The 25550-nt window shown below is 63.7% G+C and carries 18 protein-coding genes; 16 read left to right on the top strand and 2 right to left on the bottom strand.

All coding sequences use genetic code 11. The annotated features are described in order from the left end of the window. The first annotated feature begins 4 nt into the window (after positions 1-4). From LJ655_RS02420 to LJ655_RS02400, 5 genes are read left to right on the top strand one after another with little or no spacing between them, the layout of a single operon-like run. Complete coding sequence (locus LJ655_RS02420; protein WP_230559654.1) at positions 5-8245, top strand: Ig-like domain-containing protein; 8241 nt, start codon at positions 5-7, stop codon at positions 8243-8245. Next, positions 8242-8712: a hypothetical protein gene (locus LJ655_RS02415; RefSeq protein WP_425605761.1), complete on the top strand. Its 471-nt coding sequence runs from the start codon at positions 8242-8244 to the stop codon at positions 8710-8712. Before LJ655_RS02420 ends, LJ655_RS02415 begins: the two co-directional genes overlap by 4 nt. A 35-nt stretch (positions 8713-8747) precedes the next feature. Continuing rightward, positions 8748-9569 carry a LolA-like protein gene (locus tag LJ655_RS02410; RefSeq protein ID WP_230559653.1) on the top strand — a complete coding sequence of 274 codons (822 nt, stop codon included), beginning with the start codon at positions 8748-8750 and terminating at the stop codon, positions 9567-9569. A 28-nt stretch (positions 9570-9597) separates the two neighbouring features. Continuing rightward, complete coding sequence (locus tag LJ655_RS02405; protein ID WP_230559652.1) at positions 9598-10437, top strand: LolA-like protein; 840 nt, start codon at positions 9598-9600, stop codon at positions 10435-10437. A 53-nt stretch (positions 10438-10490) separates the two neighbouring features. Then, positions 10491-12098: a c-type cytochrome gene (locus LJ655_RS02400; RefSeq protein ID WP_230559819.1), complete on the top strand. Its 1608-nt coding sequence runs from the start codon at positions 10491-10493 to the stop codon at positions 12096-12098. Between the two features lie 14 nt (positions 12099-12112). On the opposite strand, the gene LJ655_RS02395 is transcribed toward LJ655_RS02400, so the two are convergent. Then, on the bottom strand, positions 12113-12763 hold the full coding sequence (locus tag LJ655_RS02395) for a lytic transglycosylase domain-containing protein (RefSeq protein ID WP_230559651.1): 651 nt from the start codon (positions 12761-12763) through the stop codon (positions 12113-12115). Between the two features lie 545 nt (positions 12764-13308). Between LJ655_RS02395 and LJ655_RS02390 the strand changes: the two genes are divergently transcribed. Continuing rightward, entirely contained in the window at positions 13309-14100 is a 792-nt protein-coding gene (locus LJ655_RS02390; protein WP_230559650.1) for a response regulator, read from the top strand. A gap of 23 nt (positions 14101-14123) precedes the next feature. On the opposite strand, the gene LJ655_RS02385 is transcribed toward LJ655_RS02390, so the two are convergent. Further along, on the bottom strand, positions 14124-15266 hold the full coding sequence (locus LJ655_RS02385) for a sensor histidine kinase (protein WP_230559649.1): 1143 nt from the start codon (positions 15264-15266) through the stop codon (positions 14124-14126). A gap of 272 nt (positions 15267-15538) precedes the next feature. On the opposite strand from LJ655_RS02385, the gene LJ655_RS02380 reads away from it, so the two are divergent. The 10 genes from LJ655_RS02380 to LJ655_RS02335 all read left to right on the top strand — a co-directional run bounded on the left by LJ655_RS02380 (position 15539) and on the right by LJ655_RS02335 (position 25549). Then, positions 15539-16339 carry an SCO family protein gene (locus LJ655_RS02380; RefSeq protein ID WP_230559648.1) on the top strand — a complete coding sequence of 267 codons (801 nt, stop codon included), beginning with the start codon at positions 15539-15541 and terminating at the stop codon, positions 16337-16339. A gap of 23 nt (positions 16340-16362) precedes the next feature. Then, the gene (locus tag LJ655_RS02375; RefSeq protein WP_230559647.1) at positions 16363-17055 is read left to right on the top strand and encodes a response regulator; all 693 of its coding nucleotides are present in this window, start codon (positions 16363-16365) and stop codon (positions 17053-17055) included. Positions 17056-17208: 153 nt separating this feature from the next. Next, positions 17209-17658, top strand: coding sequence for a type II secretion system major pseudopilin GspG (gene gspG, locus LJ655_RS02370; protein ID WP_230559818.1), 450 nt, complete (start codon positions 17209-17211; stop codon positions 17656-17658). Positions 17659-17701: 43 nt separating this feature from the next. Then, a complete protein-coding gene (locus tag LJ655_RS02365) occupies positions 17702-18904 on the top strand; it encodes a type II secretion system F family protein (protein WP_230559646.1) in 1203 nt (400 codons plus the stop codon). A gap of 14 nt (positions 18905-18918) precedes the next feature. Then, the gene (locus LJ655_RS02360) at positions 18919-20640 is read left to right on the top strand and encodes a GspE/PulE family protein (RefSeq protein ID WP_230559645.1); all 1722 of its coding nucleotides are present in this window, start codon (positions 18919-18921) and stop codon (positions 20638-20640) included. After that, positions 20621-21529: a hypothetical protein gene (locus LJ655_RS02355; protein ID WP_230559644.1), complete on the top strand. Its 909-nt coding sequence runs from the start codon at positions 20621-20623 to the stop codon at positions 21527-21529. Before LJ655_RS02360 ends, LJ655_RS02355 begins: the two co-directional genes overlap by 20 nt. Beyond that, positions 21526-22056 (top strand): PilN domain-containing protein, encoded by a 531-nt coding sequence (locus LJ655_RS02350; RefSeq protein ID WP_230559643.1) that lies wholly within the window; start codon positions 21526-21528, stop codon positions 22054-22056. Before LJ655_RS02355 ends, LJ655_RS02350 begins: the two co-directional genes overlap by 4 nt. Next, positions 22053-22619 carry a hypothetical protein gene (locus LJ655_RS02345; RefSeq protein ID WP_230559642.1) on the top strand — a complete coding sequence of 189 codons (567 nt, stop codon included), beginning with the start codon at positions 22053-22055 and terminating at the stop codon, positions 22617-22619. Before LJ655_RS02350 ends, LJ655_RS02345 begins: the two co-directional genes overlap by 4 nt. Then, positions 22616-23236, top strand: a complete 621-nt coding sequence (locus LJ655_RS02340) for a hypothetical protein (RefSeq protein WP_230559641.1) — start codon at positions 22616-22618, stop codon at positions 23234-23236. The genes LJ655_RS02345 and LJ655_RS02340 overlap by 4 nt, the downstream gene beginning before the upstream one ends. 102 nt (positions 23237-23338) lie before the next feature. Next, positions 23339-25549 carry a secretin N-terminal domain-containing protein gene (locus LJ655_RS02335; RefSeq protein WP_230559817.1) on the top strand — a complete coding sequence of 737 codons (2211 nt, stop codon included), beginning with the start codon at positions 23339-23341 and terminating at the stop codon, positions 25547-25549. The last annotated feature ends 1 nt before the right edge of the window (position 25550 follow it).

Raw genomic sequence — 25550 nt, 5'->3', positions numbered from 1 at the left:
CGCGATGAGAGCCGACGATTTCAAAAGGACGCTTGCACGCGTCGTGAAAACGGGCGTCGTGGCGTCGTTGCTGATGACGGCGAGCGCGATGGTGTCCGCACATAGCGTGAACCTGATCGCCAAGGCGCAGACGGTCACGCTCCCTGATGGGCAAACCGTGCCGATGTGGGGCTACACATGCACCGGTACGCCTACCGGCGCGGCAACCTGTGCAACGGCGAACCCGAGCGCGGGCACGAACTGGTCGCCCATCCTGATCACGTCGCTGCCCGGCTCGCTGACCATCAACCTCACGAACAACCTGCCTGCACGGGTGCCGACGTCACTCGTGATCGTCGGGCAACTGGGCGGCGGTCTCGGCAGCACCGCCACGTCGACGCCGAGCCCTGTTCACGCGACGCAGACTTCGACCTGGCCCTTGGCCAGCACGAGCACGAGCGCGACCTTCACGCCCCCGGCGCAGGGGCCGCGCGTGCAGTCGTTCGCGACGGAAGTGCCGAACGGCAATACCATGCCCGTGTCGATGACCTGGAACAATCTGAGCCCCGGCACCTACCTGATCGAATCGGGCACGCATCCGTCGATTCAGGGGCCGATGGGCCTTTACGGCGTGCTCGTCGTCACGACGCCCCCCGGTACCGGCACGCAAGGAGTGGCCTATCCGGGCATCAACTATGACGCGGACGTGCCCCTCGTGCTGAGCGAGATCGACCCCGTGCAGAACCAGTCGGTCGCAACGGCCGTCGCCACCCCCGGCTTCAGCGAGACCCGCGTGTGGTCCGGCCTCGCGGGCCAATGCGGCGATCCCGCTTCGACGACGTACAACACCTGCTATCCGCCCGCGGTGAACTACGACCCGCGCTACTACCTGATCAACGGCCTTTCATTCGATCGGACGAACCCGACCGTTTCGGCGTTCCCCGCGACGGCACCCGCCGCCAATGGCCAGGTGCTGGTGCGCTTCGTGAACGCGGGTTTGCGCATGCATGTCCCGTCCATCGTCGGCGCGCAAACGGGTACTGCATCCGCATCCGGCTTCTCGCTAATGGCCGAGGACGGCAACGTGCTACCCGGCAATCCGCGCATTCAGTCGGCCGTGTTTCTTGCCGCGGGAAAAACCACTGACGTCATGATCAACGCACCCGCAACGGGCTCGCTCGCCCTGCCGGTGTTCGACCGTCAACTGAGCCTGTCGGCGAACAACCAGCGCGACGGCGGCATGCAGGGCTATATCGCCGTGAACAACGGCGCCGTACCGACATCGGCTGCCGGCAGTGCGAATGCGGTTGCCAATCCTGACTCGTACTTCCTCGTCGCCGGCAATACGCTCACGGTCTCGGACCCGGCGAAGGGCGTGATCGCGAACGACGTGGGCGTCTATGGCGTGCAGCTCAAGACCCCGCCGAAGAACGGCACGCTCACGCTCAATGCCAATGGCACGTTCACCTATGTACCGAAAGCCGGCGCAACCTCGGACAGCTTCGTCTATCAGGCCAACGGCAATCCGGCGATCACCGCGACGGTAACGCTCGCGCCCTGCACGACGGCGGCGAAGTGCCTGTCGAGTGCGCCTGTTGCAGTGGATGGCGCCTATACGAGCTACATCGCGTCGCAATATCATCTCGGCGCGCCCGGTGTGCTGCTTCCCGACCACGATCCGTCAGGTCTGCCGCTCACGGCGTCGATCGTCGGCAGCGCGACGGGCGGCACGGTGACGCTCAACGCGGACGGCTCGTTCAATGCCGTGCCGTCGACGCCGCCCAAAGGCAGCGCGACCGCAACGGTCACGTTCCAGTACAAGGCCGTCAATTCGCAAAACACGTCGAGCAATACGGCCAAGGTCACCGTCACCTTCAAGGGCGGCAGCGGGCTCGCTGTGAAGGTGCTGGATGCACCGAGCACCGCGCCGGGAAAGACCCCTGTTCAGCTCACCGATTACCGCTGGATCATCGAGGAAGACCGCACGTTCCAGATCGACCCGGCGTGCCAGGTGAATTCGTCGACACGTCCGTCGAATTGTCCGCCGCTTCCCGTACCGAGCCTCGGCACCAATTTCCATACGAGCTATATGCCCGTTGTCGCGGCGGGATGCGTCGGCACGGTCTCGTGCGAGTCCGGTCAGACGGTGTTCAACCCGGCCACGAACTCCCACGTGAGCACGGTGTGCGACATCGGCGATGGCCAGTGCCGCACGGATGGCACCGCCCAACAGACTCCCGTCGATCCGTCACAGGTCGCGCTCGATCCGACCAAGCACTACTACCTGTCGATCCTGCCGGGCGACGCGGGTAACACCTTCTCGAACGGCGCGGGCGCGCCACAGCCCGTGAACCCGAAGAACCCGACCGGTGCGCAGCGGCAGTTCGATATCGCGAAGGATTGTCCGTCGGGTCCGGGCGGCGCGGACTTCGCTCCCGGCACGGGTAAATGTGGTCACGCTATGGGTGGTGCGCCGATCGCACCCGCGCAGACAAGCGTCAACGTGGCGCTGCAGCAGACGCCGTTGCAGACCGCGAAGATCTCCGTGTTCGTCTTCGAAGACGATGCGCCCGTCAATGGAGAAGTGGATGTGAGCGGTGGCACCGATGCATTCGGCACCGCCCGCGAGCCGGGCCTGGGCGGCTTCGAAATCAAGCTCTTCGACGATGCGGGCGGCACGGGCGATGCCACCGGCCAGATGACGTACGACATGTTCAACATGCCGCTCTCGAACTCGCTGAACGGCATGATCGACCCGAGCACGGGCCTCAACGCGTGCCCGATCTCGACGACCACGAACGGTGGTCTCGTCGGCATGATTCCGACCTGCCCGAAGTTCGAGTCCGACGGCAAGACGCTTTCGCCGCTGGTCGGCCAGGCGGTCATCGCGAACCTGATGCCGGGCCGCTATGGCGTCGTCGCCACGCCGGGTGCCGATCGTATCGGACGCGGCGAGGAATGGCTGCAAACCAACACGCTGGACGGCCAGAAGGCGCATGACGCGTTCATCAAGGTCGGCGGTCCCGCGTACTTCCAGGAGTTTGGTCCGGCGGGGTTCCATGTGACGATCGGCTTCGCCAACCCGAAGATCATCAACGGCCGGCTGCCGGGCTACTGCCAGGGCGTGACCTGCAACAATGGCATCAAAGGCATGATCACGAACCTGCACTACAGCCGTCCGCCCAACGAGAACCTGTACAGCAGCGGTTCGCGCCAGTCGCTGAGCTTCACGCAGTGCTACGTGAGCGTCGGCGATCCTGATGGCGAAGATATCGCGTTCACGAGGTGCAATGCGGACGGTACGTTCAGCATCGGCGGACTGCCGGACGGCACGTTCCGTATCACCGTGTTCGACCAGTGGAACGACCAGATCGTCGATGGTCTCGCGACGGCGGTGCAGGTCAAGGGCGGGCAGACGGCGGATGTCGGCCAGCTTGCCGTGCTGCAATGGCACACGAACCTGTACACGCGGACGTATCTCGATTCGAGCAATACCGGCGTGTCGAAGGACGGCGAGGCGGGGCTTGCGCTCGTGCCGACCAACGTCCGCTTCCGCGACGGCAGCTATTCGAACTTCAACACCACCGACCTGAACGGCTATGCGTCGTTCAACGAAGTGTTCCCGCTCTTCAACTGGTACGTCGTAGAGGCCGACACGACGCGCTACAAGCAGACCGGCGTGCATGCCGTCTATGACGCGGGCGGGCCGCCGGATGGCACGCCGGGCGGCGGCGGCTCGACGATCGCCGCGCATTACGCGAACACGCAGGAATCGGCGACGGCGCACCTGCCGACCAATCTGCGCGTGCCGGGCGCGATCTACTGTAATGACGCGGACTGCAACGACCGCTCAGGGACCAATCCGTCCACGGGCCGCATCGACCCGCCATGGGTCACGACGGAAGGCTGGCAGGGATTCTCGGGGCAGAGCTCGTTCCTCGAGTTCGGCAAGGCGCCGTTCGCCACCGGCGAGAACGGCGGAATTGTCGGCGAGGTGGTGTACGCGTCGACGCGCCCGTTCGATGACCCGACCCTGCTCGTTCACGCCAGCTGGACACCGAACGTTCCGGGTGTGACGGTCAATCTGTATCAGGAGGGCACGGCGCCCGACGGTACGCAGAGCCTGACGCTCGTCGATACGACGAAGACCAGCAGCTGGGACGACTGGGCGCAGGGCTTCCGTCCGGACGGCAAAACGCCGAACATGAACTGCCCGGGCCAGGAAGCCGATACCGGGCCTACCAAGGATCCGTTCTTCTTCACGCTGAAAAACTCCACGCAATGGCTCGATCCGCAGAAGCGCACGCTGCCGAATAACTCGCAGTTCAAGTGCTATGACGGCATGCATGCTTTCAATCAGTTGCAGCCTGCACCGTACGACGGCATGTACCAGTTCCCGAGCGTAACGGGCCGTGATTCGGCGGGCAAAGTGACGGGCACGAACTGCACCGTCTGCGTGGCGAACCCTACGGATACCAGGTACAACTCGAAGATGCTGCCTCCTGGCAAGTACGTGGTCGAGATCATCGTGCCGCCGGGCTATGAACTCGTGAAGGAGGAGGACAAGAACATCCTGATCGGCGACAACTACATCGCGCCCGTCACGCAGCAGTTCGGCTCGCTCGGCAACATTTTCATCCTGCCCGACCAGGCAGCAGTGAACGCGACGTACAACAAGAACAACGCGGTGAACTCGACCACCGATCTGGGCTCGCCGCCGCGCACCGACGAAGGCAAGCAGGGCGATGAACAGCTGTGGCCGTGCGTGGGCGCGTTGCGCGTCGTGCCGGACTACATCAGCCTGTTCCCCAGGTCGCAGGAAGTCGCGCCGTTCGCGGGTGCATCGCGCCATCTGTGCGATCGCAAGGAAGTCACGCTGAGCGATCAGATGACGGCGCGCGCCAAGTTCTGGATCTTCAGTTCGACGCACGTGGCCGCGCATTTCACGGGCTTCATGCTCGATGACTTCTCGTCGGAGTTCGATCCGTACTCGCCGCAATTCGGCGAAAAGTTCGCGGTGCCGAACGTGCCTGTCTCGCTCAAGGACTTTGCGGGCAACGAAGTGAGCCGCGTGTATTCGGATTCGTGGGGCATCTTCAACGGCCTGAACTATTCGACGTGGGAAGTGAACCCGCCGAACCCGACGGGCTACGCGCCGACGATGATGGTCGCCTGCATGAACGACCCCGACAAGCCGGACCCCGCGCATCCGGGGCAGACGATCCGCGATCCGCTCTTCAACCCTATGTACAGCCAGTTCTGCTACGAGATTCCGTTCATGCCGGGTCAGACGCAATACATGGACACGCCTGTCGTGCCCGTATCGGCCTTCGCCGATGGCTATAACCCGCCCGATTGCGCGTATCCGGACGGTACGCCGGCGATCTCGTCGGTGACGGGCGATGCGAGCGGCGGCGGTGCGGGTCCGTGGGTGAGTGACGCGACGCCGAACAAGGGCAGCACGCATCAGCTGACCATCAAGGCGCTCGGCGACCAGACCGTGCTGAACCACGCGTACGGTGGACCGTCGGCGACGGCGGATCCGTACAACAAGAAGTTCATCACGCGGCACTACGGTTTCGGGGCGTCGCAAGGCAGCGTAACGATTGGCGGGGTGAGTGCGAACGTCCGGTCGTGGTCGGATACGCAGATCGTCGTCGACACGCCGTCGCTCAATGCGAACCAGTCGAGCTGCACGATCCCGCAGAGCGGCGCTCCACAGACGAGGTGCGGTGAACTGGTCGTCACGGCGGCAAACGGCAAGCAGTCGATCGATGCCGTCACGGTCACGATCGGCGGCAAGGCGCCGAGCTATGTCGGCGGCGAGAACGCGACCAATAACGCGATCCAGACAGCTATCGACAATGCCACGCCGGGCGACCTCATCATCGTCGGTCCAGGCACCTACAACGAAATGGTGCTGATGTGGAAGCCGGTGCGTCTGCAGGGCGTGGGTGCGCCTTCGGTGGTCGTGAACGCGAACACGCATCCGTCGGGCAAGATGGACCCATGGCGCAGACAGGTCGACTGCCTGTTCGGCATCGCGCTGAACGGCACCCCGATCTCGTCGAGCAACCCGTATGATCCCACCGGCACGTACAAGTGCTCCACAGCGATGCAACGCAAGGTGGACGCAATTCCGCTTGAACCGACCGTCGGCTGGGACAACACGCTCAACGGCAACCTGGGAGAACTGCTGCAGGAACCGTCGCTGATGGGTGCGTACGAAGGCGCCGGCATCACGGTGCTCGCCAAGGGCGTGCGCGATGTGAACGGGCAGGCCGACGCGAACTGTACCGCGAACGGCATCTGCACCCCGCTCACGAGCAGCAAGTCGGATTGCACCGCGTACCCGAGCAATTTCCTGTGCAATCCGTCGCGTATCGACGGCCTCACGATCACGAACAGCTCCCAGGGCGGCGGCGGCATCTTCCTGCACGGCTGGAACCACTATACGGAGGTGTCGAACAACCGCGTGTTCAGCAACGCGGGTACGCTGACCGGCGGGATCACTGTGGGCCAGGTGGAAGTGCCCGACGGCACGATCGCGGCCAACGGCTATACCCAGTTGCCCTTCCTGTACAACACGTATGTCAACGTGCATCACAATTCGGTGACATCGAACGCATCGTACGGCGACGAGATCAACTCGACGACGCCTTCGTCGGCAGCGGGTGTGACATTCTGCTCGGGAGCAGACTACTACCACTTCAACAACAACTGGGTCTGCGGCAACATCAGCAGCGGCGACGGCGGCGGTGTCGCGCACTTCGGCTTCAGCTACAACGGCGATCTGTCGCACAACTGGATCCTGTTCAACCAGAGCAACAACCCGACACTGCCGACCTACGGTGGCGGGTTGATCGCCCAGGGCGTTCCGCCCGACGGCACGTTCTGCGAGAACTCGCCGGTTGATCTCGACTGCGCGCCGGAGCTTCCCGATGGCGTCGGGCCGGGTCTGGTGATCGACGGCAATCTGATTCTCGGCAATACGGCTGAAAGCGGCAAGGGCGGTGGCCTGCGGCTGCAGAACATCAACGGCATGGACGTGCAGCGCAGCCCGGACAAGCCGGACCGCTGGTACGCGGTGAGCGTGATCAACAACATCATCGCGAACAACGTAGCGGGCTGGTCTGGTGGCGGCGTGTCGCTGCAGGACGCGGTGCGGGTGAGCTTCATCAACAATACCGTGATCTCGAACGACTCGACGGCTTCCGCCGGCGTGCTGTTCAACACGGCACTCGCCGCGCAGGCCAACGTCGGTCCGCCGAACTGCACGACCGTTGGGTCGGAAACGACGTGCAGCCCGATCACGACGTCGACGAATCAGCCGTCGGGACTCGAGACCGCAAGGCATACGCAGAACTTCCTGGCGGCGTTCACGCAAGGAAACGCGGGTTGCCCGGCCGGACAGGACTGCAGCCATTTCTCGATACCTGTGCTCACCAACGACGTGTTCTGGCAGAACCGCACGTTCCACATCACCGTGGCCGGCCAGAACACGAGTATTCCGGGCGTGCAGAACCTCGTGACGCTGAACCCGACGTTGAACCAGGCGGGACATGCGACCGGCTATTGCGATCCGGCCGCCGTGTACTGGGATATCGGCGCGTACGGCGATACGGGACCGGCGAATCACTCGTCGGGCGTGACGCTGTCGCCGCAGTATTCGATCATCACAGACATCACGGACTACAACAGTGCGTCCGCGCATAACAGCGGAGCGAATCCGCTCGTGACGAGCCAATACTGCAACGGCTCGCGCGTGCCGCCCGAAGCCGTTACCGCCGGTGCCAATGCCTTCGCGGGCTTCGCGGTGCCGCCCGGCATTGCGGATACCGTGCTGCCTAACCCGCTGTTCAGCCTGCTGCCGTCGGCCACACCGGACGAAGGCAACCAGTGGATCAACATGTCGTATGGGCCGCTTTCGCTGTTCAACATGACGTTGGGTTCAGGCAGCACGGGTTACGGTCTACCGCTCGGCAACTACTCGATCCGGTCGACTTCGCCGGCTCTCAATGCGGCTACGGGTGCGGGCGCGCCGGATCATGACTTCTTCGGCACGGCGAGACCGCAGAACGGAGGCTACGACATCGGTGCAGTCGAACTCCTGCAAAGTAAATCTGCGGGCAATGGCAACGGGAACGGCAACGGCAACGGCAACGGCAACGGCAACGGCAACGGCAACGGCAACGGCAACGGAACGGGTAACCTGGCGCAGCTGCTGCTACAACTGTACGGACCGCTCTCCGGAGTGCTGCAATGAGACGCACGACGATCGTCGCGTGGGCCTGCTGTGCCGCACTGCCAGCGATGCCGGCGGCGGCCCAGCAGGCTCAAACGGTGTCGCAGCATGTGTCGCGCTACGAACCGATGAAGCTGACCCTGCATGAGCGCGAGTTCTATCAGTCGACTGGGGGCATCGACCACATGCACGTCCGCCGCACGGCGTCGGGCAACCTGTTGCGCTTCAGCTATCGCGTGACGGACCCGGCGCAGGCGAAACTGCTCGGCGACAAGAACGCGACGCCTTATCTGTACGGCACGGCGAATCACGTGCTGCTTGAAATACCCGTGATGGACAACATCGGCCAGTTGCGGCAGACGGGCCAACTGGACGCCGGGCAGGAATACTGGATGGTGTTTTCGAACAAGGGCAATCTGGTGAAGGCGGGGGACCGCGTCAGCGTATTGATCGGTTCGCTCCACATCGATGGGCTGGTGGTCGAATAGAACGCAGTGTGCGGCATCACACAGAGGAGATCGACATGACCCGGGGATTACTGAGCGCAATTTCGATGTCGGCCGCGGTGGCCGCGGGCTTCGCTTCGCTGGGTGCGCTGGCTGCATCAGGCGGCGGCATGAGCGCGGCACAGATCGTCGAGCGCAATGTCGCGGCGCGCGGCGGCTTGCAGGCGTGGCGCGCCGTCAATACGCTGTCGCTGAGCGGACAGATCGACGTGGGAGGCACGAAGCCCGTCAAGCTGCCGTTCATCATGACGATGAAGCGGCCGCACAAGAGCCGCTTCGAAGTGAATTTCGACAACCAGATCGCGTACCAGGCGTATGACGGCACTCAGGGTTGGAAGGTGCGGCCCTTCCTTGGACGCAATGAAGCCGAGCCTTATACGCCGGTCGAAGCGAAATCGGCGGCGCAAACGGCTGACCTCGACGGACCGCTGATCGACTATGCGGCCAAGGGCAGTCAGGTGGAGTTGCAGGGGACGGATACCATCGAGGGCCACCGTGCGTACAGGCTTCTGCTGACCACGAAGGATCACGTGCAACGGCAGGTGTGGATCGACGCATCGAGCTTTCTGGAATTGAAGGTCGAGGGCGACCCGCGCAAGCTCGATGGCCGCATGCATGACGTCGCCGTGTACTACCGCGACTACCGGCGCGAGGACGGTCTGATGATCCCGCACGTGCTCGAAACCACGGTTGCGGGCGTGAAGCAGACGCATCAGATGACGATCCAGCACGTCACCGTGAATCAGCCTGCCGACGATGCGCTCTTCGCGAAACCGCAGTTGCCCGCGCAACCGCAAACGCAACCCCACGCGCCGGCGGCCAGGGTCGCCGCGAAATGACGCTCCTGCGCTCGATGAGGTGACGATCATGAAACGCATCAGACCATGGTTACTGGCGGGCTGTGCGTCTGCGCTGGCGGTTGCGTGGATGCAGATGCCTGCCGCCGAGCAGACGCTCACGGTGGACGAAATCGTCGCGAGGAACGCAGCCGCGCGCGGCGGCGACGACGCATGGCGCAAGGTCCAGGCGATGATGTGGGCGGGACACATCGACAGCGCCAATGCGCCGACCCCGAGCGTGCCTTTCGTGCTCGCGCTCAAGCGCCCCAGCAGCACGCGCTTCGAAATGACCGCGATGAACCAGCGCGTTCTGCGCATGTTCGACGGCAAGGAGGGCTGGAAAATTCGGCCATCTTCGGGCGGCATGCCGGACGTGCAGGCCTATTCGCCCGCGGAGGTGCGCTATGCAAGCGAAGAGCAGGTGATCGACGGGCCGCTGCTCGATCACGCCGCGAAGGGCATAGCGGTGTCGCTCGACGGCAATGACGTGATCGACGACAGAAAGGCGTACCGGCTGCTCGTGACCTTGCCTTCGGGCGCGCATCGTCATGTGTGGGTCGATGCCCAATCGTTCCTCGACGTCAAGTACGACCGTGAAGCGCCGAGTCTGACGGGCAAGCCGGTGACGGTCGAAGTGAGCTACCGCGACTTCCGCGACGTGGACGGCCTGAAGCTGCCGTACACGATCGAAAGCGGTGTCGTGGGTATGCCGAAGAAGGACAAGCTCGTGATCGACAGGGTGTCGATCAATCCGCCGTTCAACGACGGCATGTTCGTCAAGCCCGCGATAGCGGGGCGGCGTGGATCGGTGACGGTGGGCGTGGAGGGGGCGCCGCCGCCGCGTTCCGCATTCCGGCAGATGCCCTGATCATGATGAAGGACCGGTTCCATGCATGGGCCTATATTTTGGCCGTGCGGATCATGTGGACAGGCGCGCTGTGCTGCGCGTTGTTTGCCGCCGCGCAGTGCGCGCGCGGTGCGCCGCCCGTCGAAGTCGGCGAAGCGATCTTCCGCAATGGCATCGCAGGAGATGGCCGCCCTGTCGAAGCCACGCATCAGGGCCAGCTTGCAATGAAGGGCGCCGCGGCCGCCTGCATGAACTGCCATAGGCGCAGCGGCCTCGGCTCGAAGGAAGGCAACACGACAATTCCGCCTATCGCTGCGCAGTATCTCTTTCTTCCGCGCGCGCAGAGCCCCGACGAAGTCACGGTGCCGTTCGTCGACGGCATGCGGACGAATCGCGAGCCCTATACGGAGGCGACGCTCGCGCGCGCGATTCGCGAAGGTCTCGATTCCGAAGGCAGACCACTCGACTATCTGATGCCGCAGTTCGCGCTCAACGACGCGGATATGCAGGCACTCGTCGCGTATCTGAAGACGCTCGACCAACGCCGGGCGCCTGGGGTCACCGATACGGTGCTGCACTTCGCGACGATCATCACGCCCGATGCCGATCCCGTCAGGAAGCAGGGCATGCTCGATGTGCTCAATCACTACTTCGCCGACAAGAATGCCGCGCCGCTCGGCGCGACGCCCGCGCTGCGCTCGTCGCGCAAGATGATGTTCATGGTCAACCGGCGCTGGGAACTGCATGTGTGGGAGCTGCACGGCGCGCCGGATACATGGGAAGCGCAGTTGAAGCAGCAGCTTGCGCAACAGCCAGTGTTCGCGGTGCTGTCGGGCCTGGGTGGACGGAACTGGGCTCCGGTGCATGACTTCTGCGAACACGAACAGGTGCCGTGTCTGTTTCCGAATGTGGAAGTGCCAGTCGAAGGCGAGCACGATGTGTACTCGATGTATTTCTCGCGTGGGGTGTTGCTTGAAGCAGCGCTGATCGCAAAGCGGCTACAGGAGCCGGCTGGCTCGGGGCAGCCGGTCAGGAGGGTGGTGCAGGTGTATCGCGCGGGTGACAGCGGCGAAGCGGCGGCGCAAGCGCTCGCCGCGGATTTGAGCAGGAGCCGCATCGAGGTCCGGAACCGCGCGTTGCCGGCGAGCGCGCATGTCGCCACGGCGCTGCGTGGCGCATCACATGAAGATGCAATCGTGCTGTGGCTGCGGCCGCCGGACCTTGCCACACTCGGCGACGCGCCTCCCGGATCGGCGACGGTGTATGTATCCGGGCTCATGGGCGGGCTCGATCGTGCGCCGATGCCCGCTCGATGGCGCGACAGCGCGCGCCTCGCCTATCCCATCGATCTGCCTCAAGGACGGCGCGTGCGCCTCGACTATGCGTTCGGCTGGTTCGCGATACGCCATATTCCTGTCCTCGATGAACGTGTGCAGGCCGATACCTATCTCGCCTGCGGACTGCTGGCGGAGACCCTCAGTCATATGGTCGATGCGTTCGTGCGCGACTATCTGGTCGAGCGTATCGACGACATGCTCGAGCACCGCATTCTCACCGGCTACTATCCACGCCTCACGCTGGCGCCGGGTCAGCGTTTCGCGTCGAAGGGCGGCTACATCGTGCGTTTCGCGGAGCCCGACCGGATGCGCGTCGTTGCGGATAGCGACTGGATCGTGCCGTAATCGAAGCAACGTAATCAACTGTTCGCAGGCAGCAGTTGCCGGTATTTTTCGAGCACGCGCGGCACGTATGAGCGCGTCTCGGGAATCGAAGGAATGTGGTACCCCGCGCGAATCACAGCGTTCTCACCGGCGTTGTACGCGGCGAGCGCCAGTTCCATATCGTCCTGAAACAGATCGAGCAGAAAGCGGAGATAACGCGCGCCCGCCAGCACGTTCTCGCGCGGATTGAACATGTCGCCATTCGAGAAACGGCGCGCGGTGTCGGGCATCAACTGCATGAGACCCAAGGCGCCTTTGTCGGAGACGGCATTCGGGTTGTAGCGCGATTCCACGTCGATGACGGCGTGCAGGAGTTCGGGTTGCAGGTGGAAGGCCCGGCTCGCCTCCGCGATGACGTTCCGGTACCGGGCGGCATCGGCATGTGCGGACGGCGCCGTGCCGGATTGCTTCGCGCGGCCGGGCGAAGCAGACGGCGGCGCGGCGACGATGACGGACATCCCCGGCTTGCCTGGCGTGTCGGTCAGCACGACCGCGCCCGAGCTATCAACCTGGCCGAAGATATCGGCCCACGCGGGCTGCGCGAAGGCCACGCTGAGAACGATCCCGGGTACGAGCGATGACGCGGATAGTGAGTGAGCCGGTCGTCTCGCTGGATGCCCGCGCATGCTGGATCTCCACTGGTGCCATTGATTGTGGTGTGGCGGCTAGCGGGAAGCAATGGGGCGGGTTCCCCATTTTCAGGGGCGCGCACGGCGGGCGTTCACCCAATGTACAGAAATGTTACAGCCGCGCAGCCTCGCGTCGTTGCTCCCCCAATGGTCCGGCTACGGGCGACGAAGCGGAACCATCAGAAATGACGCTGCCGGAGTGAGAATCGCCCCCTAAAACCGATTTCTGCGTAGAACCAAATTCTCCAAAATTATTACCGTGCGAGAGGGCGGTAATAAATTGATCGAGAATGAAACATTTAGACATGCACTTTTTACCGATCACCAACGATTTTTGAGCGATTGGGTACGGACGTTGGGTTTGACCAATTGGCAAGATCTTTGCTTGTTCGCACGCAAACGCGTGTTGGGCTGGGATTTCCGGGTAATGTCAGCAAATTGGAATATTAAAGAAATTAGGTCGAAAGTAATAATCGAGAAAAGAAGAATTTTGCGCCTGCTGATGAACGGGCGCACACCACTTCGCGAACGAGGAGCCGATCGTGAACATCAAATACCGGGTGATCATCGCCGATGATCACGACCTGCTGCGCAACGGGTTGCGTTCGATGCTCTCGGCGCAAAACGACTACGAGGTGGTGGGCGAAGCGCGCGATGGCAAGGAGGCATGTCAGATGGCGATGTCTCTAGCACCCGATTTGATCCTGATGGACCTGTCGATGCGAGGCATGAACGGCATCGACGCAACGGTGGCCATCAAACGGCGCACGCCGCTCGTGCGCGTCATCGCGTTGACCGTGCATCAGAGCGAGGATTACGTGCGCGAAGCGTTGCGTGCGGGCGTCGACGGGTATGTGCTGAAAGATGTGTCGTTCGACGAACTGCTCTTCGCGATGCGCACGGTCATGCTGGGCAAGAAACATCTGAGCGCGGACGTCTACGGCTTCATGGTTGAGCCGTTCGTCACGGGGCACGAGACCACCGCGCCGAAGAAAGCATGGAGCGTGTTGACCGCACGCGAGCGCAGCGTGTTGAAGCTGATCGCGGAAGGGCGCACCAATCGGCAGGTTGGGCAGTATCTGAACCTGAGCCCGAAGACGATCGAAAAGTACCGCGCGCGCGTGATGCACAAGCTCGCAATCGAGAACGTCACGGAACTGGTGCTTGCGGCGATCAGCATGGGATTGCTGACGACGCTGGCTTCGAAATGCGCGGAGTCGGAGAGCGACGGCAAACTGCCGCACTTGCCGGTTGCCGGTGTTCAGATGCAAGGCGATTCAGGCGAGGTCCACAACGATGAACTGCCGCGTTTGAGCAGTACCAAGGCGGGCTAGTGGAGGACGAACAATGACGGGAACTAGAGGCGCCAACTGGCCGCGACTTCAGTGCCGCCTTCGCTGCGCGAGCTGACCGTGAACGCACCGCCGTGTGCTTCGACGCGATTTTGCATGCCGATCAGGCCGAGCCCGTTCGAGTGGGCAGCGCCGCCAGTGAGCGGATGCATGTCATACCCGCTTCCGTCATCGCGAATCGACAGCAGCAGCGTCGTTGCATCGCCTTGCAGTTCGACGTGAATCTCCGACGCAGCCGCATGGCTGACGATGTTATTGAGCGCTTCCTGCACGACCCGAAAGATGTCCGCTTTCAGGTGATCGGGGATGTTCCCGTCGTTGATGCCGCAAGCGAATACGACCCGCAACCGTTCACTGCTTTGCTCCACACGCCTGCACAGCGTGCTCAACGCGGCGGGCAGCCCAAGCCTTTGCAGCGCGAGCGGCCGCAATTCTCCGCAGATCTGCCGCATCTCGCCGATCGTGTCGCGGATCTGCAGAACGGTCGCATCGAGCAGTTGCGCGGCGTCGTCGGCTTGGCCGCGACGCAAGCGCATGCGCGCATCTTCGACCATCAGTTTGATCAACGTGAGTGCCTGGCCCATGCCATCGTGAAGTTCAGCGGCCAGGCGCTGGCGTTCACGCTGCTGGCCCATGCTCAGCCAGGCCGCTCGCCGGTGTTGGGCATCTTCATGCAATTCCGTATGGGCAGCCGCTGGCGCAAGTTCCGCAGCGGTCCCTACAACAGGCTCGACAAACAGCATCAGTCGCAGTCGTCTGCCTGGGTCGCCCGATGCGAAGGTCTGCTGATACACGTGAAACGACATGCGACGGCCGGTCCTGCCGGCGAGCATTACATCGAACGAACGGAACGCATCGTCAGTGCCGCTGCATAGGGGCTTTTCGAAGGCAGCGCGGTCTTCATCATGTGCGAAGTCGGCCAGTTGTTTGCCGACGAGATCCGCGCTCGCATAGCCGAGCAGCCCCGCGGCGCTGCGATTCACACTGACGATGGCACCCTCGCACGTCGTCACTGCAAGCGCCGCGCCGCGTGCGTCACTGACGTGGGCCGGCGGCTGCAGTTGCCGTACCGCGTGGCCCAGCTTGCGCATTGCGTCGATGAGATCGCGCAGCCTCAGAGGTGGTTCAGGCGGCGGAATGGCATGCATGGGTGCTCCAGACTGGTTGAGCCGCGAAATTCCCAAGCCTTTGGCGGATTGTAAGCCGCGACATGGGTGCGCCACAACGGGGCATATGCAGCATTACGCACGGGGAACACTCGTACTGCGAACGGCGGGGCATCACGTAGGTGGAGGTGTCCTACCGTGCTTTGGGGGGCTTCATCCAGTGACACCTTGGACGCGATTGACGAGACTGGGTGAGCAAAGGCGAGAGGCGGGCCGTGCCAGGCCGCAGCCTGTTGCGTCATGAGGAGGTCGCGATGAAAACTCCAAAGCTCGTCGTTGCTGCGCTTATCCTGACGGGCGCGGGACTGACCGCCCGAACGGCGCTGAGCGCCGGGGCGGAACCGATGCTCGCGGCCGACGCGACAGCACAAAACGCCCACGCGATGCAAATGAATATGCCGATGGACGACATGTCGACGCCGCCAACCCGCGACGCAGCCGCTGCGCACGACGCGAAGCCGGCTCAGGACATCGGCGCCGAGGACACCTCGGACAAACTCCACTCCATGTCCGGCGAGCAGGACATGCACGCGCATCATCACAACATGGCGCCGGGCACGACCCGCACCACAGCCGACTACACGTTGCCGCCGGTGACGCTCGTGCGCGCCGACGGCAAGTCCGTTTCGCTCGTGGATGAACTGAACGATGGCCGCCCCGTCGTCCTGACGTTCATCTACACGTCGTGCACGACGATCTGCCCGATGGTCAGCCAAACCTTCGAACAGTTGCAGGAAGAACTGGGCAGCGAGCGCGACAAGGTGCATTTCGTGTCGATCTCGATCGATCCGGAACAGGACACGCCCGCCCGTTTGAGAGCCTATGCGGAACGCTTCGGCGCAGGCCCGCAATGGCAGTACTACACCGGCACCGTCGATGCGAGCATCGCCGCGCAGCGCGCATTCAACGTCTATCGCGGCGACAAGATGAATCACACTGCCGTCGCATTCCTGCGCGCCGCGCCGGGCAAGCCGTGGCTGCGTCTGGACGGTCCCGCGACACCTGGCGAACTGCTCAGCGCGTATCACGAAGTCGTCGCCCGCAACGGATCGTGAACGCAGCGCGCGGAGCTGGCAAAGTGGCGAAGATCCACCGGGTGCTGATCGTCGACGATCAGCCGCTGCTGCGCGGTGGCCTCTGTTCAATGGTGCGCGCGCTGCCGCTCTATAGCGTGGCGGGCGAGGCGGGCGACGGCATCGCGGCATGCAGTCTTGCCGCGACGCTGCTGCCCGATCTGATCCTGATGGATCTGTCGATGCCCGGCAAAAGCGGCGTCGAAGCGATCGCGCATATCAAGAGGCATCTTCCGCAGATACGGATCATCGCCCTGACCATTCATTCGAGCGACTTTCATATGCGCAAGGCGCTGGCCGCAGGCGTCGACGGCTATGTCCTCAAGGATGCGTCGTTCGACGAACTTGTCGAAGCGATGCGGCTCGTCATGCTCGGCCAGCGCAACGCGACCCTCGACGCATACGGCGCGCGGCACGACGAAGCACCCGATCTTGCGTCGAACATGCGGCATACGCAGACCTGGAGCTCGCTGACGTGCCGCGAGCGCACCGTGCTGCGCCTCGTCGCGGAAGGATGCACGAACCGCGAGGTAGGCGAGCAGTTGCATCTGAGCCCGAAAACCATTGAAAAACATCGTGCAAGCCTGATGCGCAAGCTCGGCGTGTCGAATGCGACGGGACTCGTGCACGCGGCCCTCGATCTTGGCGTGCTCGCGTTACCCGACGACGCCACAGATGGGTTGAAGCACTTCATCTGAGCCCCGAAAAACTGGAGGGTCTTTACCCATCCGATTGCACGAGTCTCCCTACTTAGCGGGCATGCCGGTGTGAACAAGAATGCACCTAGCGTCGCGGCGGTTCAAGGCGCAGCAGTCCACAGGGAGGACAACAACATGAGCGACATCCGGTTCATGTCCCCGTCCAGCAGCGACGTCGATACCCGTCTACGGAAGCTCACACACCAACGCGGCTTTACGCTGCTCGAACTGCTGGTGGTGATGGTCATCATCGGACTGCTGGCTGGTCTGGTCGCGCCTCGCTACTTCGAGCAGATTGGCAAGTCGAATACGAAGATCGCCCATGCGCAGATCGATTCGCTCGGCAAGGCTCTCGATCAATACCGGCTCGACGTCGGCCAGTACCCGACCACGGAAGAGGGCTTGCAGGCGCTGATGACGAAGCCGCAGGACGCGCCGCACTGGAGCGGCCCTTATCTGCAGAAGGCCGTGCCGCTCGATCCGTGGGATCGCCCCTATCAATACCGCTCGCCCGGCGAGCATGGCGATTACGACCTGTACACGTACGGCAAGGGCGGTCAGCCCGGCGGTTCGGGCGAGAACGCGACCGTGTCGTCGTGGTGAGCGCTGCGAGAACGGAACCGCAAGCCAGGCAAGGAGAAACGACGTGAAGTATGTGCTGCGTGTCTTCGATACCCATGGATCGGTGCAGACGGTGCGCGTCGAAAGCGATTCGACGACGGCAGCGGCAGCGATCGCGCGAGCACGCGGCTGGCGCGTGGTGTCGGTGCGCGGCGAGCGCGCAGCCGCGCGGATGCGCCTGCGCGCACCCGCGATCGCACGCGGCAAGTTCAACGTCGAGCTCTTTGCACGCGAACTCGCGGCGCTGCTGGCGGCGGGCGTCGGTGTCGTCGATGCGTTGCGTACCCTCGCGAGCAACGAGCGGCGCGAGGGTTCCGCCGCCGTTTATCGCGGACTGTTGCGGCGGCTCGAAGAGGGGCAGTCGTTGTCCGCGGCGCTCGAACAGGCCAGCGATGTCTTTCCACCCGTGCTCGTGGCCTGCGTGAAAGCGAGCGAGCAGACGGGCGGTCTCGCGGACAGTCTCACGCGCTATTCGCGCAACAGCGCGATGTTGCATGAGCTGCGCGGCCGCGTGGTGTCGGCCGCGATCTATCCGACAGTCCTGCTCGTGGTGGGCGCGGTAGTCGTGATCTTTCTGTTGGGCTTCGTCGTCCCGCGCTTCGCGACACTGCTCGAGCATAGCGGACGCGAACTTCCGCTGCTTTCTCAATGGCTGATCGCGTGGGGCGGCATGGTTCACGCGCATGGCCGGGAACTCGCCGTCGCTTTCGCAGTGCTGGTGCTCGCGGCAGCCATCATGCTGCGCCGCCCGTCCGCGCGCGAATGGATCGCCGATCGCATTCTCGCTTTGCCGGGCGTCGGCCAGTATGTTCGCGTGTTTCGTCAATCGCAGTTCTATCGTACGACAGCGATGCTCGTCGACGGCGGCATTCCCGCCCTGCGCGCGTTCGATCTTGCCCGGGGCCTCGTGGGCCGTTCCGATCAGGCTGCCCTTGGCCGCGCGCTCGACCAGGTGCGCAACGGCGCGAAGATTTCCGATGCGTTCCAGCAGGTGTCGCTTGCAGATGCCATTACCTATCGGCTGTTGACCGTTGCCGAAAAGACGGGCGGACTCGGCCCCGTGCTCGACCGGATCGCGGCGTTTCAGGAGGCGCAGGTCGCGCGCGCAATCGATCTGATCTCACGGCTGATCGAGCCGGCGATGATGATCTTCATCGGCGTCGTGATCGGCGGCATCGTCGTGCTGATGTATATGCCGATCTTCGAAATCGCTTCGAGCGTTCAATAGCCGGCGAGGGTGTCATGGACACGGGGAGCATGGCGAAAAGCATCGATGGCACGGACAGCGTCGATCTGCGCGACGCGCTGCGCGCACTCGCCGAACGGCACGGGTCCGGCATACGCGCGCTCGAAAACCTGTACGCGCAAACGCCCGCCGGCCCCGACGAAGTGCTCGCGCAACTCGCCGCGCAGTTTCACCTGCGGCCCTTCACGATGCGGCAGTTGAACGGTCTGGAGCCGGACTTCGAGATCGTGCCGTTCGTCGAGGCGGCGGCGCGTCTGTCCATCTGCTTTCGCGATCCGGACGAGGAGCGTGGCCTGCTGTTCGTGATCGCCGATCCGCTCGACCGGCGCACGCGCGGCAGCATCGAGCAGCGCATGCGCGCGCGGCCCACGGTGCCTTACCGATGGGCGCTCGCGAGCGTCGGCGATATCACTGCCTGGCTCGCGGTGCGCGAAAAAGACGTGCGCGCGATGGACTCGCTAGCGCTCGAGCAGACGAGCCAGCACGCCGGCGACCCAACATCGCTCGCGCTCACCTTGCAAGGTATCAGCAACGACGACAGCGCGGTCGTGCGCCTGCTCAATTCGACCATCTACGACGCGCTCAAGATGATGGCGAGCGACATTCACCTCGAATGCCGCGCCAATGGCTTGATGATCAAATGCCGCGTGGACGGCGTGCTGACCGTGGTGGGGCGCGCCGAAGGGCGCGACGTCGCCGATCAGGTGCTGTCGCGCGTGAAGGTCATTTCCGAACTGGATATTGCCGAGCGGCGCGTGCCGCAGGACGGCCGCTTCAAGGCGGTCTACGCAGGCCGCGAAATCGATTTTCGTGTGTCGATCATGCCCAACCAGTTCGGCGAAGACGCGGTGCTGCGGATTCTCGACCGGTATCAGCTGTCGCAGGCGTCCGGCGGGTTGACGCTCGAAGCGTTGGGTTTTCAGCAGGAAGACGCGCGCTTCATGCGCACGGTCGCCGCGATGCCGTACGGCATGCTGCTCGTTACGGGACCGACGGGCAGCGGCAAGACCACGACGCTCTACGCGATCCTCACCGAAATCAATGACGGCCTCGAAAAGATCGTGACCATCGAAGATCCCGTCGAGTATCAGTTGGGCGACATCCTGCAGATTCCCGTCAACGAGGCGAAGGGGCTGACCTTCGCGCGCGGGCTTCGCTCGATCTTGCGTCACGACCCGGACAAGATCATGGTCGGCGAAATCCGCGATCCGGAGACGGCGCAAATCGCCGTACAAGCCGCATTGACGGGTCACCAGGTCTTCACCACCGTTCACGCGAACAACGTGTTCGACGTGATCGGGCGCTTCACGAATATGGAAGTCGATCCGTACAGCTTCGTTTCCGCGCTGAACGGTGTCGTCGCGCAGCGCCTATTGAGGCAGTGTTGTCCCGATTGCGTCACTGAAGACACCATCGACGCTGATACCTTGCGGCGCTCGGCCATCGATCCCGATACGGCGGGCGAGTATCTGTTCCGGCACGGCACAGGTTGTGCCGCATGCCGCGGCAGCGGCTATCGCGGACGTCGTGCAATCGCCGAGGCTTTGCGGATGGACGACGAGTTACGGCAGTTGCTGTCGGAACGCGCACCGCTCACGCAGATCAAGGCGGCCGCGATGCGTCAGGGTATGAAGACGCTGCGCGGCTCGGCGATCAGGCTTGTGCGGCAGGGCGAAACGACCCTGGAGGAGATCAATCGTGTCACCATGGTCGAATGAATCGTCGGGCGCGCGTATCAACATCGGTATCGGTACGCGCGAGATTGCCGTGGGACCGCGTGCGTCACGCTGGACTTGGATGCGCAAATCCACGCCCCCGTCAGAACCGTTCTGCGTGCCGATGCCTGAGGAACAATGCTTTACCGAAACAGGCGTGTTCAATGGATTGCGAGCCGCGCTGGACCCAGCGCCGGACAGCGAGGCGGCACCTGAAAAGCGAACGCCTGCGCACATCCGTGGCGCACATATCGTGCTCGACGACTTCTGGGGCAATCACGCGATACTGCGCGGCGACTTCCGCTCGTTGCGCACAAGAGAGGTTGACGAGGTCGCGCTCGCTCATTTCGCGGACGCCTACGGTATCGACGCCGAAGCGGTCATGGTGCGCGCGTGCGTGCAGCGCGGCGGCCGCGCGGTCTTCGCGAGTGCGCTGCCGCGTACGCTGGCGGACGGCATCCGCGAGGCGGGTGCGTCGGCCGGCGTCGGCGTGCGGACGCTGAAACTGTGTCTGCCTGAAATGCTCAATCGCGCGCTCGACAAGATGCCTCGGGCGAGCGCGATGCTGATCTTCGCCACGGATGCACTGATGCAAGCCGTCTTGGTCGAGCCTAAGGGCTGGGTCGGTTATGACGCGCAACGGCTGTTCGCCGGCGACGCATGTGATCCGCAACAGGTCGCCGTACTCGCGGAGCAGGCTCTCGAGCGCTGCGCGGAAGGGACGACAGTTAGACGCGACGAGTGCGGGCTCACCCTGTACGGCTTCGATATCGATCCTGCACCGCTGAACGCGCGCTTCGCGAGCGTAACGGCGCTCGCCTCGCCGGTTGGCAAGATGGATGACGACACGGGTGAGAGTTTCGCGCGCCGTCTGCTGGAGTACGCGCAATGAGCCGCGCGCTCGATATCGACTTCGCCCGCAACCGGCCGCGTATCGCACCGGCCGGTCTGGTCCTGCTATGCGTTGCGCTGACGCTGGTGCTCGTCAGCGGTGCGCGTCTATGGCAAGGCTATGACGAGAACCTCCAGATGCAAGCGCGAGTTGACGAAGAACGCCACCGTTCGCTCTCGAAGTCCCATCCTGTCAAGGTGCAGGCGACACCCGCCGCGTTGCTCGCCGAAAAGCAAAATCTCGCGGTGCTGCGGGAATTGACCGTGCCGTGGCAAGACTTGCTGTCGATCGTCGAAGACTATCCGGAGCATGATGTCGCGCTGATCGGTATCGACCAGAACCCGGTGCAGAGCCAGGTCCGCATCACGGCAGAGGCGAAGGACTTCGACTCGATGATTGCATATCTGCGCTATCTGCAATCGAGCAAGCTGCTGCGCGAGGCGGTACTCAACGATCAACAGATCGAAGCGAATGTGCCGGGCACGCCCGTGCGCTTTCAGATCACCGCTGTCTGGAGCCGATCATGAATCCCGGCGCGCTGCGTGAACACCTTGTGACCTTGCGCTTCGAACTGACACGCCGCCTCGGTTTGCCCGGCCTCGTGGCTGTCCTGTTGCTGTGTGTGGCCGCCGTCATGGTGGACAGCACGGTGCGTATGCGCAACGAGACACGTGAACTCTCGAATGACGCGCGGCCCACGCATGCCGCGAAGAAGCCCCACGCGACCGACAACGCTGGTCCGCGCCCCGACGCCGCGATGCTGGAGACGTTGCCCGAACTGTTTCCGCGCTTCGCGCGCAGTGCGGACGATATCGCCGTGATCCTCGCGCATGCTCGCGAAAGCGATCTGGCAATCGGTTCCGCCGACTATCTGGTGGTCGCCGATTCCGGCGGACCTTACATGCGCTATCAGATGCTGCTGCCCGTCAAGGATCAGTACGGCACGATCCGCCGCTTCCTTGCCTCGGTGTTGAACACGGTACCGAATGCCGCGTTGCGCGAGATTCATGTCGAGCGGCCGGCTGTCGACGGCAATGTGCTGGATGCGCGGGTTCGCTTCGAGCTCGTCTATCGGTCCGCACGGCCATGAAAAGCGCTTTCATTCGCCGCACCGTGCTCGGCCTGTGCCTGGTCGCGACGATCGCGCTGTCGGTGAAGCAATGGCATGTCTCGCGCTGGACGTCCACCGCGTTGGCGGCGGTGAACCTCAATCGTCCGGGTAGCGCGCTGCCGGCTTCCGCCGCGCGAGATGCTGCGGCGGACCATGGGAGTGTGGAGCGGCCGAAGCAGCCAGCACAGACTGCGAGCGCGAGCGCTCCCAGGACGCCGAACCCGCCGGACGAAGCGAACACGGCCAGCGACAAACTCGCGGCCCTGCGCAAGCCAATGTCGCTCGAATCGCGCAACAACCCGTTTGCCGCGTCGTCGTGGCTGCCGCCGCCGCCCCCGGTGGTGCAGGCCCCGCCCGAACCGCCGCCGCCGCCAATCGCACCGCCGTTGCCCTATGTGTATCTCGGCAAGATGGATGGCTCGGCGCTCAAGCCGCGCGTCTTTCTCAGCAGCGGCGATCAGTTGCTGATCGTGTCTCAGGGTGAAGTCGTCGATGGACAGTATCGCGTCGAGTCGATCTCTGATACCGACATCGTGCTGACCTATCTGCCTTTGAACCAGCGGCAGGTCATCTCCATGCGAAGCGAAGGAAAATAAATGAAAACCGCATGCAGCCACGATCAGTGCCGCGTCGGGGGCGGCGGCTCGCCTGGGTGTGATCCGCGCGCTTCGACGCCCCGCAGGCGCCGCTCCACCGACATGCCGCTCACGAAGCGCGTGGCCGCGTACATCGCATTGGCCGTGCTCGCGCTAGGCGGTTGCGCGGCACCTACGCGTCAGACCGAGCCCACCAACGCGCAATTGCAGGTCGATTATCTGCGCGATCGCGATGAGCGCATGAATGCGCTGCTCGACGAAGCGGAAGCGTACATCGCAAGCTACCAGTATGATCTCGCGGTTCAGGTCCTCATCCGGGCCTACCAGATCGATCCGACGAGCGAGCGCGGCCGCAAGATCGGCGCGCGGCTCGACCGCGACCGGCGCGACCTCACTTCCTTGCAGGAAGCCGACCGCATGATGCAGCGCGGCTCGTATGCGCTCGCTGAAGAACGGGTGCATCGCGTGTTGGTGCAGAATCCGACCAACCCGCTCGCGCAGCAGATGCTCCGGGAGATTCAGGACAAACGCAATCAGCAGCGTGCCCTGAAGGAGGAGAAGGTCGCCGCCTCGTCGATCATGCACACGCCCGTCTCGCTGCAGTTTCGCGATGCCAACGTGCGCATGGTGTTCGAAGCGCTGTCGAAAACGACGGGACTCAATGTGATTTTCGATCGCGACGTGCGCGCCGATCTGAAGACGACGATCTTCGTCACGAACGCGACGCTGCAGGACACCGTCGACATGATCCTGATGCAGAGCCAGCTCGACAAGAAGCAACTGAACGCGAGTACGCTCTTCATCTACCCGGCCACGCCGGCAAAGGAACTGGAGTATCAGGAACTGAAGGTGCGTACGTTCCAGCTCTCGAATGTCGATGCCAAGCAGATCCAGGGCTTGTTGAAGAGCCTGCTCAAGCTCAAGGAAGTGGTGGTCGACGAGCATGCGAATACCGTTACGATCCGCGGCACCCCCGATACGATCCGCGTGGCCGAGGAAATGATCGCCGCGCAGGATATTCCCGAGCCCGAGGTGATGATGGAAGTGCAGGTGCTCGAAGTGTCGCACGAGCGCCTAACCGATCTCGGCATCGAATGGCCGAACTCGTTCACCATGTCCACGCCGTCCACCGCCAGTACCTGGGGCGATCTGCATCACTTGCCCATCAACGCGCTGAACGTGAGCGGGCTGTCGGCGACCGCCAACTTCAAGTTGACCGATACCGACGCCAACCTGCTTGCCAGTCCGCGCATACGCGCGCGCAACAAGGAAAAGGCGCGCATTCTGATCGGCGACAAGGTGCCGGTGATTTCGAGTTCGAGCACGCCGAGCACGAGCGGGCCGTCCTATACGCAGACGGTGCAGTATCTCGACGTCGGCATCAAGCTCGAAATCGAGCCGCAGGTCTATCGGGACGGCGACGTGGGCATGAAGCTGAGCCTCGAAGTGAGCAATATCACCAATACGATTCAGACCGGCGGCAGTTCCTCGGGCGGACTGACGACGCTGGCGTATCAGATCGGCACCCGCAACGCGTCGACGAGTCTGCGCTTGCGCGACGGCGAGACGCAGATTCTCGGCGGGTTGATTTCCGATAATGACCGGGCGTCGGCCGACAAGGTGCCGGGTCTTGGCCAGTTGCCCGTGCTCGGACGGCTGTTCTCCAATCACAACAACGATCATGTGAAGACCGAGATCGTGCTGCAGATCACACCGCATATCGTGCGTGCGCAGACGAGCGCCGATGCGGATACGCAGGAAGTCTGGTCGGGCACCGACGTCAACGTCCACGCGGACCAGTTGCGGCTCGATCCGGTCGTCGCGGAACTGGAGCCGACGACGCCTCATCCCGTGGTCCGCAGGCCGGGCAGCGTGGGCGGCGGCACCACAGAAGGCGCGCCGGCCGCCACGCCGCACAGCAGCACCCAGAGCAGGCCGGCGACTTCGCCGCCCGAGAGCGCGTTCGGCCAGCCGCCCGCGCAGCCGCGCACGACGCCGCCGCCCCAGCCATTTGGCGGCCGGTATTCGACCTTGCCCGCGCTGCCGGCGCCTGCCACGAACGGCCCTCAGCCGCCCGCCGGTCAGGGTGCGGCCGAAGCGCCGTCAGGCAGCGATAGTGCCAATGCCAATGCCAACGGCGGCGCGGCGCAGAACAGCAGCGCAGCGCCCGCGGCGCAAGCGGCGGTTTCCACAACGCCGCCAGAGCCCGCGGCGCCTGCCGCACCCACCACGCCGCCGCCGATCCTCGTGATGCCGCCTGGCGACATGTCCAGCGACAACCCGCTTCACCCGGTCCAGAACGGCGGGTACTAGA

It is taken from the genome of Paraburkholderia translucens (assembly GCF_020881035.1).
GTDB lineage: Bacteria > Pseudomonadota > Gammaproteobacteria > Burkholderiales > Burkholderiaceae > Paraburkholderia > Paraburkholderia translucens.
Note: the sequence above shows the minus strand (reverse complement) of the source record. Positions and strands in the feature narration are given on the sequence as shown.

Bases quoted from the DNA above. Each gene is read 5' to 3' on its own strand.
- LJ655_RS02420 (WP_230559654.1), top strand. From the start codon at position 5: ATGAGAGCCGACGATTTCAAAAGGACGCTTGCACGCGTCGTGAAAACG.
- LJ655_RS02415 (WP_425605761.1), top strand. From the start codon at position 8,242: ATGAGACGCACGACGATCGTCGCGTGGGCCTGCTGTGCCGCACTGCCA.
- LJ655_RS02410 (WP_230559653.1), top strand. From the start codon at position 8,748: ATGACCCGGGGATTACTGAGCGCAATTTCGATGTCGGCCGCGGTGGCC.
- LJ655_RS02405 (WP_230559652.1), top strand. From the start codon at position 9,598: ATGAAACGCATCAGACCATGGTTACTGGCGGGCTGTGCGTCTGCGCTG.
- LJ655_RS02400 (WP_230559819.1), top strand. From the start codon at position 10,491: ATGTGGACAGGCGCGCTGTGCTGCGCGTTGTTTGCCGCCGCGCAGTGC.
- LJ655_RS02395 (WP_230559651.1), bottom strand. From the start codon at position 12,763: ATGCGCGGGCATCCAGCGAGACGACCGGCTCACTCACTATCCGCGTCA.
- LJ655_RS02385 (WP_230559649.1), bottom strand. From the start codon at position 15,266: ATGCATGCCATTCCGCCGCCTGAACCACCTCTGAGGCTGCGCGATCTC.
- LJ655_RS02380 (WP_230559648.1), top strand. From the start codon at position 15,539: ATGAAAACTCCAAAGCTCGTCGTTGCTGCGCTTATCCTGACGGGCGCG.
- gspG (WP_230559818.1), top strand. From the start codon at position 17,209: ATGTCCCCGTCCAGCAGCGACGTCGATACCCGTCTACGGAAGCTCACA.
- LJ655_RS02360 (WP_230559645.1), top strand. From the start codon at position 18,919: ATGGACACGGGGAGCATGGCGAAAAGCATCGATGGCACGGACAGCGTC.
- LJ655_RS02350 (WP_230559643.1), top strand. From the start codon at position 21,526: ATGAGCCGCGCGCTCGATATCGACTTCGCCCGCAACCGGCCGCGTATC.
- LJ655_RS02345 (WP_230559642.1), top strand. From the start codon at position 22,053: ATGAATCCCGGCGCGCTGCGTGAACACCTTGTGACCTTGCGCTTCGAA.
- LJ655_RS02340 (WP_230559641.1), top strand. From the start codon at position 22,616: ATGAAAAGCGCTTTCATTCGCCGCACCGTGCTCGGCCTGTGCCTGGTC.
- LJ655_RS02335 (WP_230559817.1), top strand. From the start codon at position 23,339: ATGCCGCTCACGAAGCGCGTGGCCGCGTACATCGCATTGGCCGTGCTC.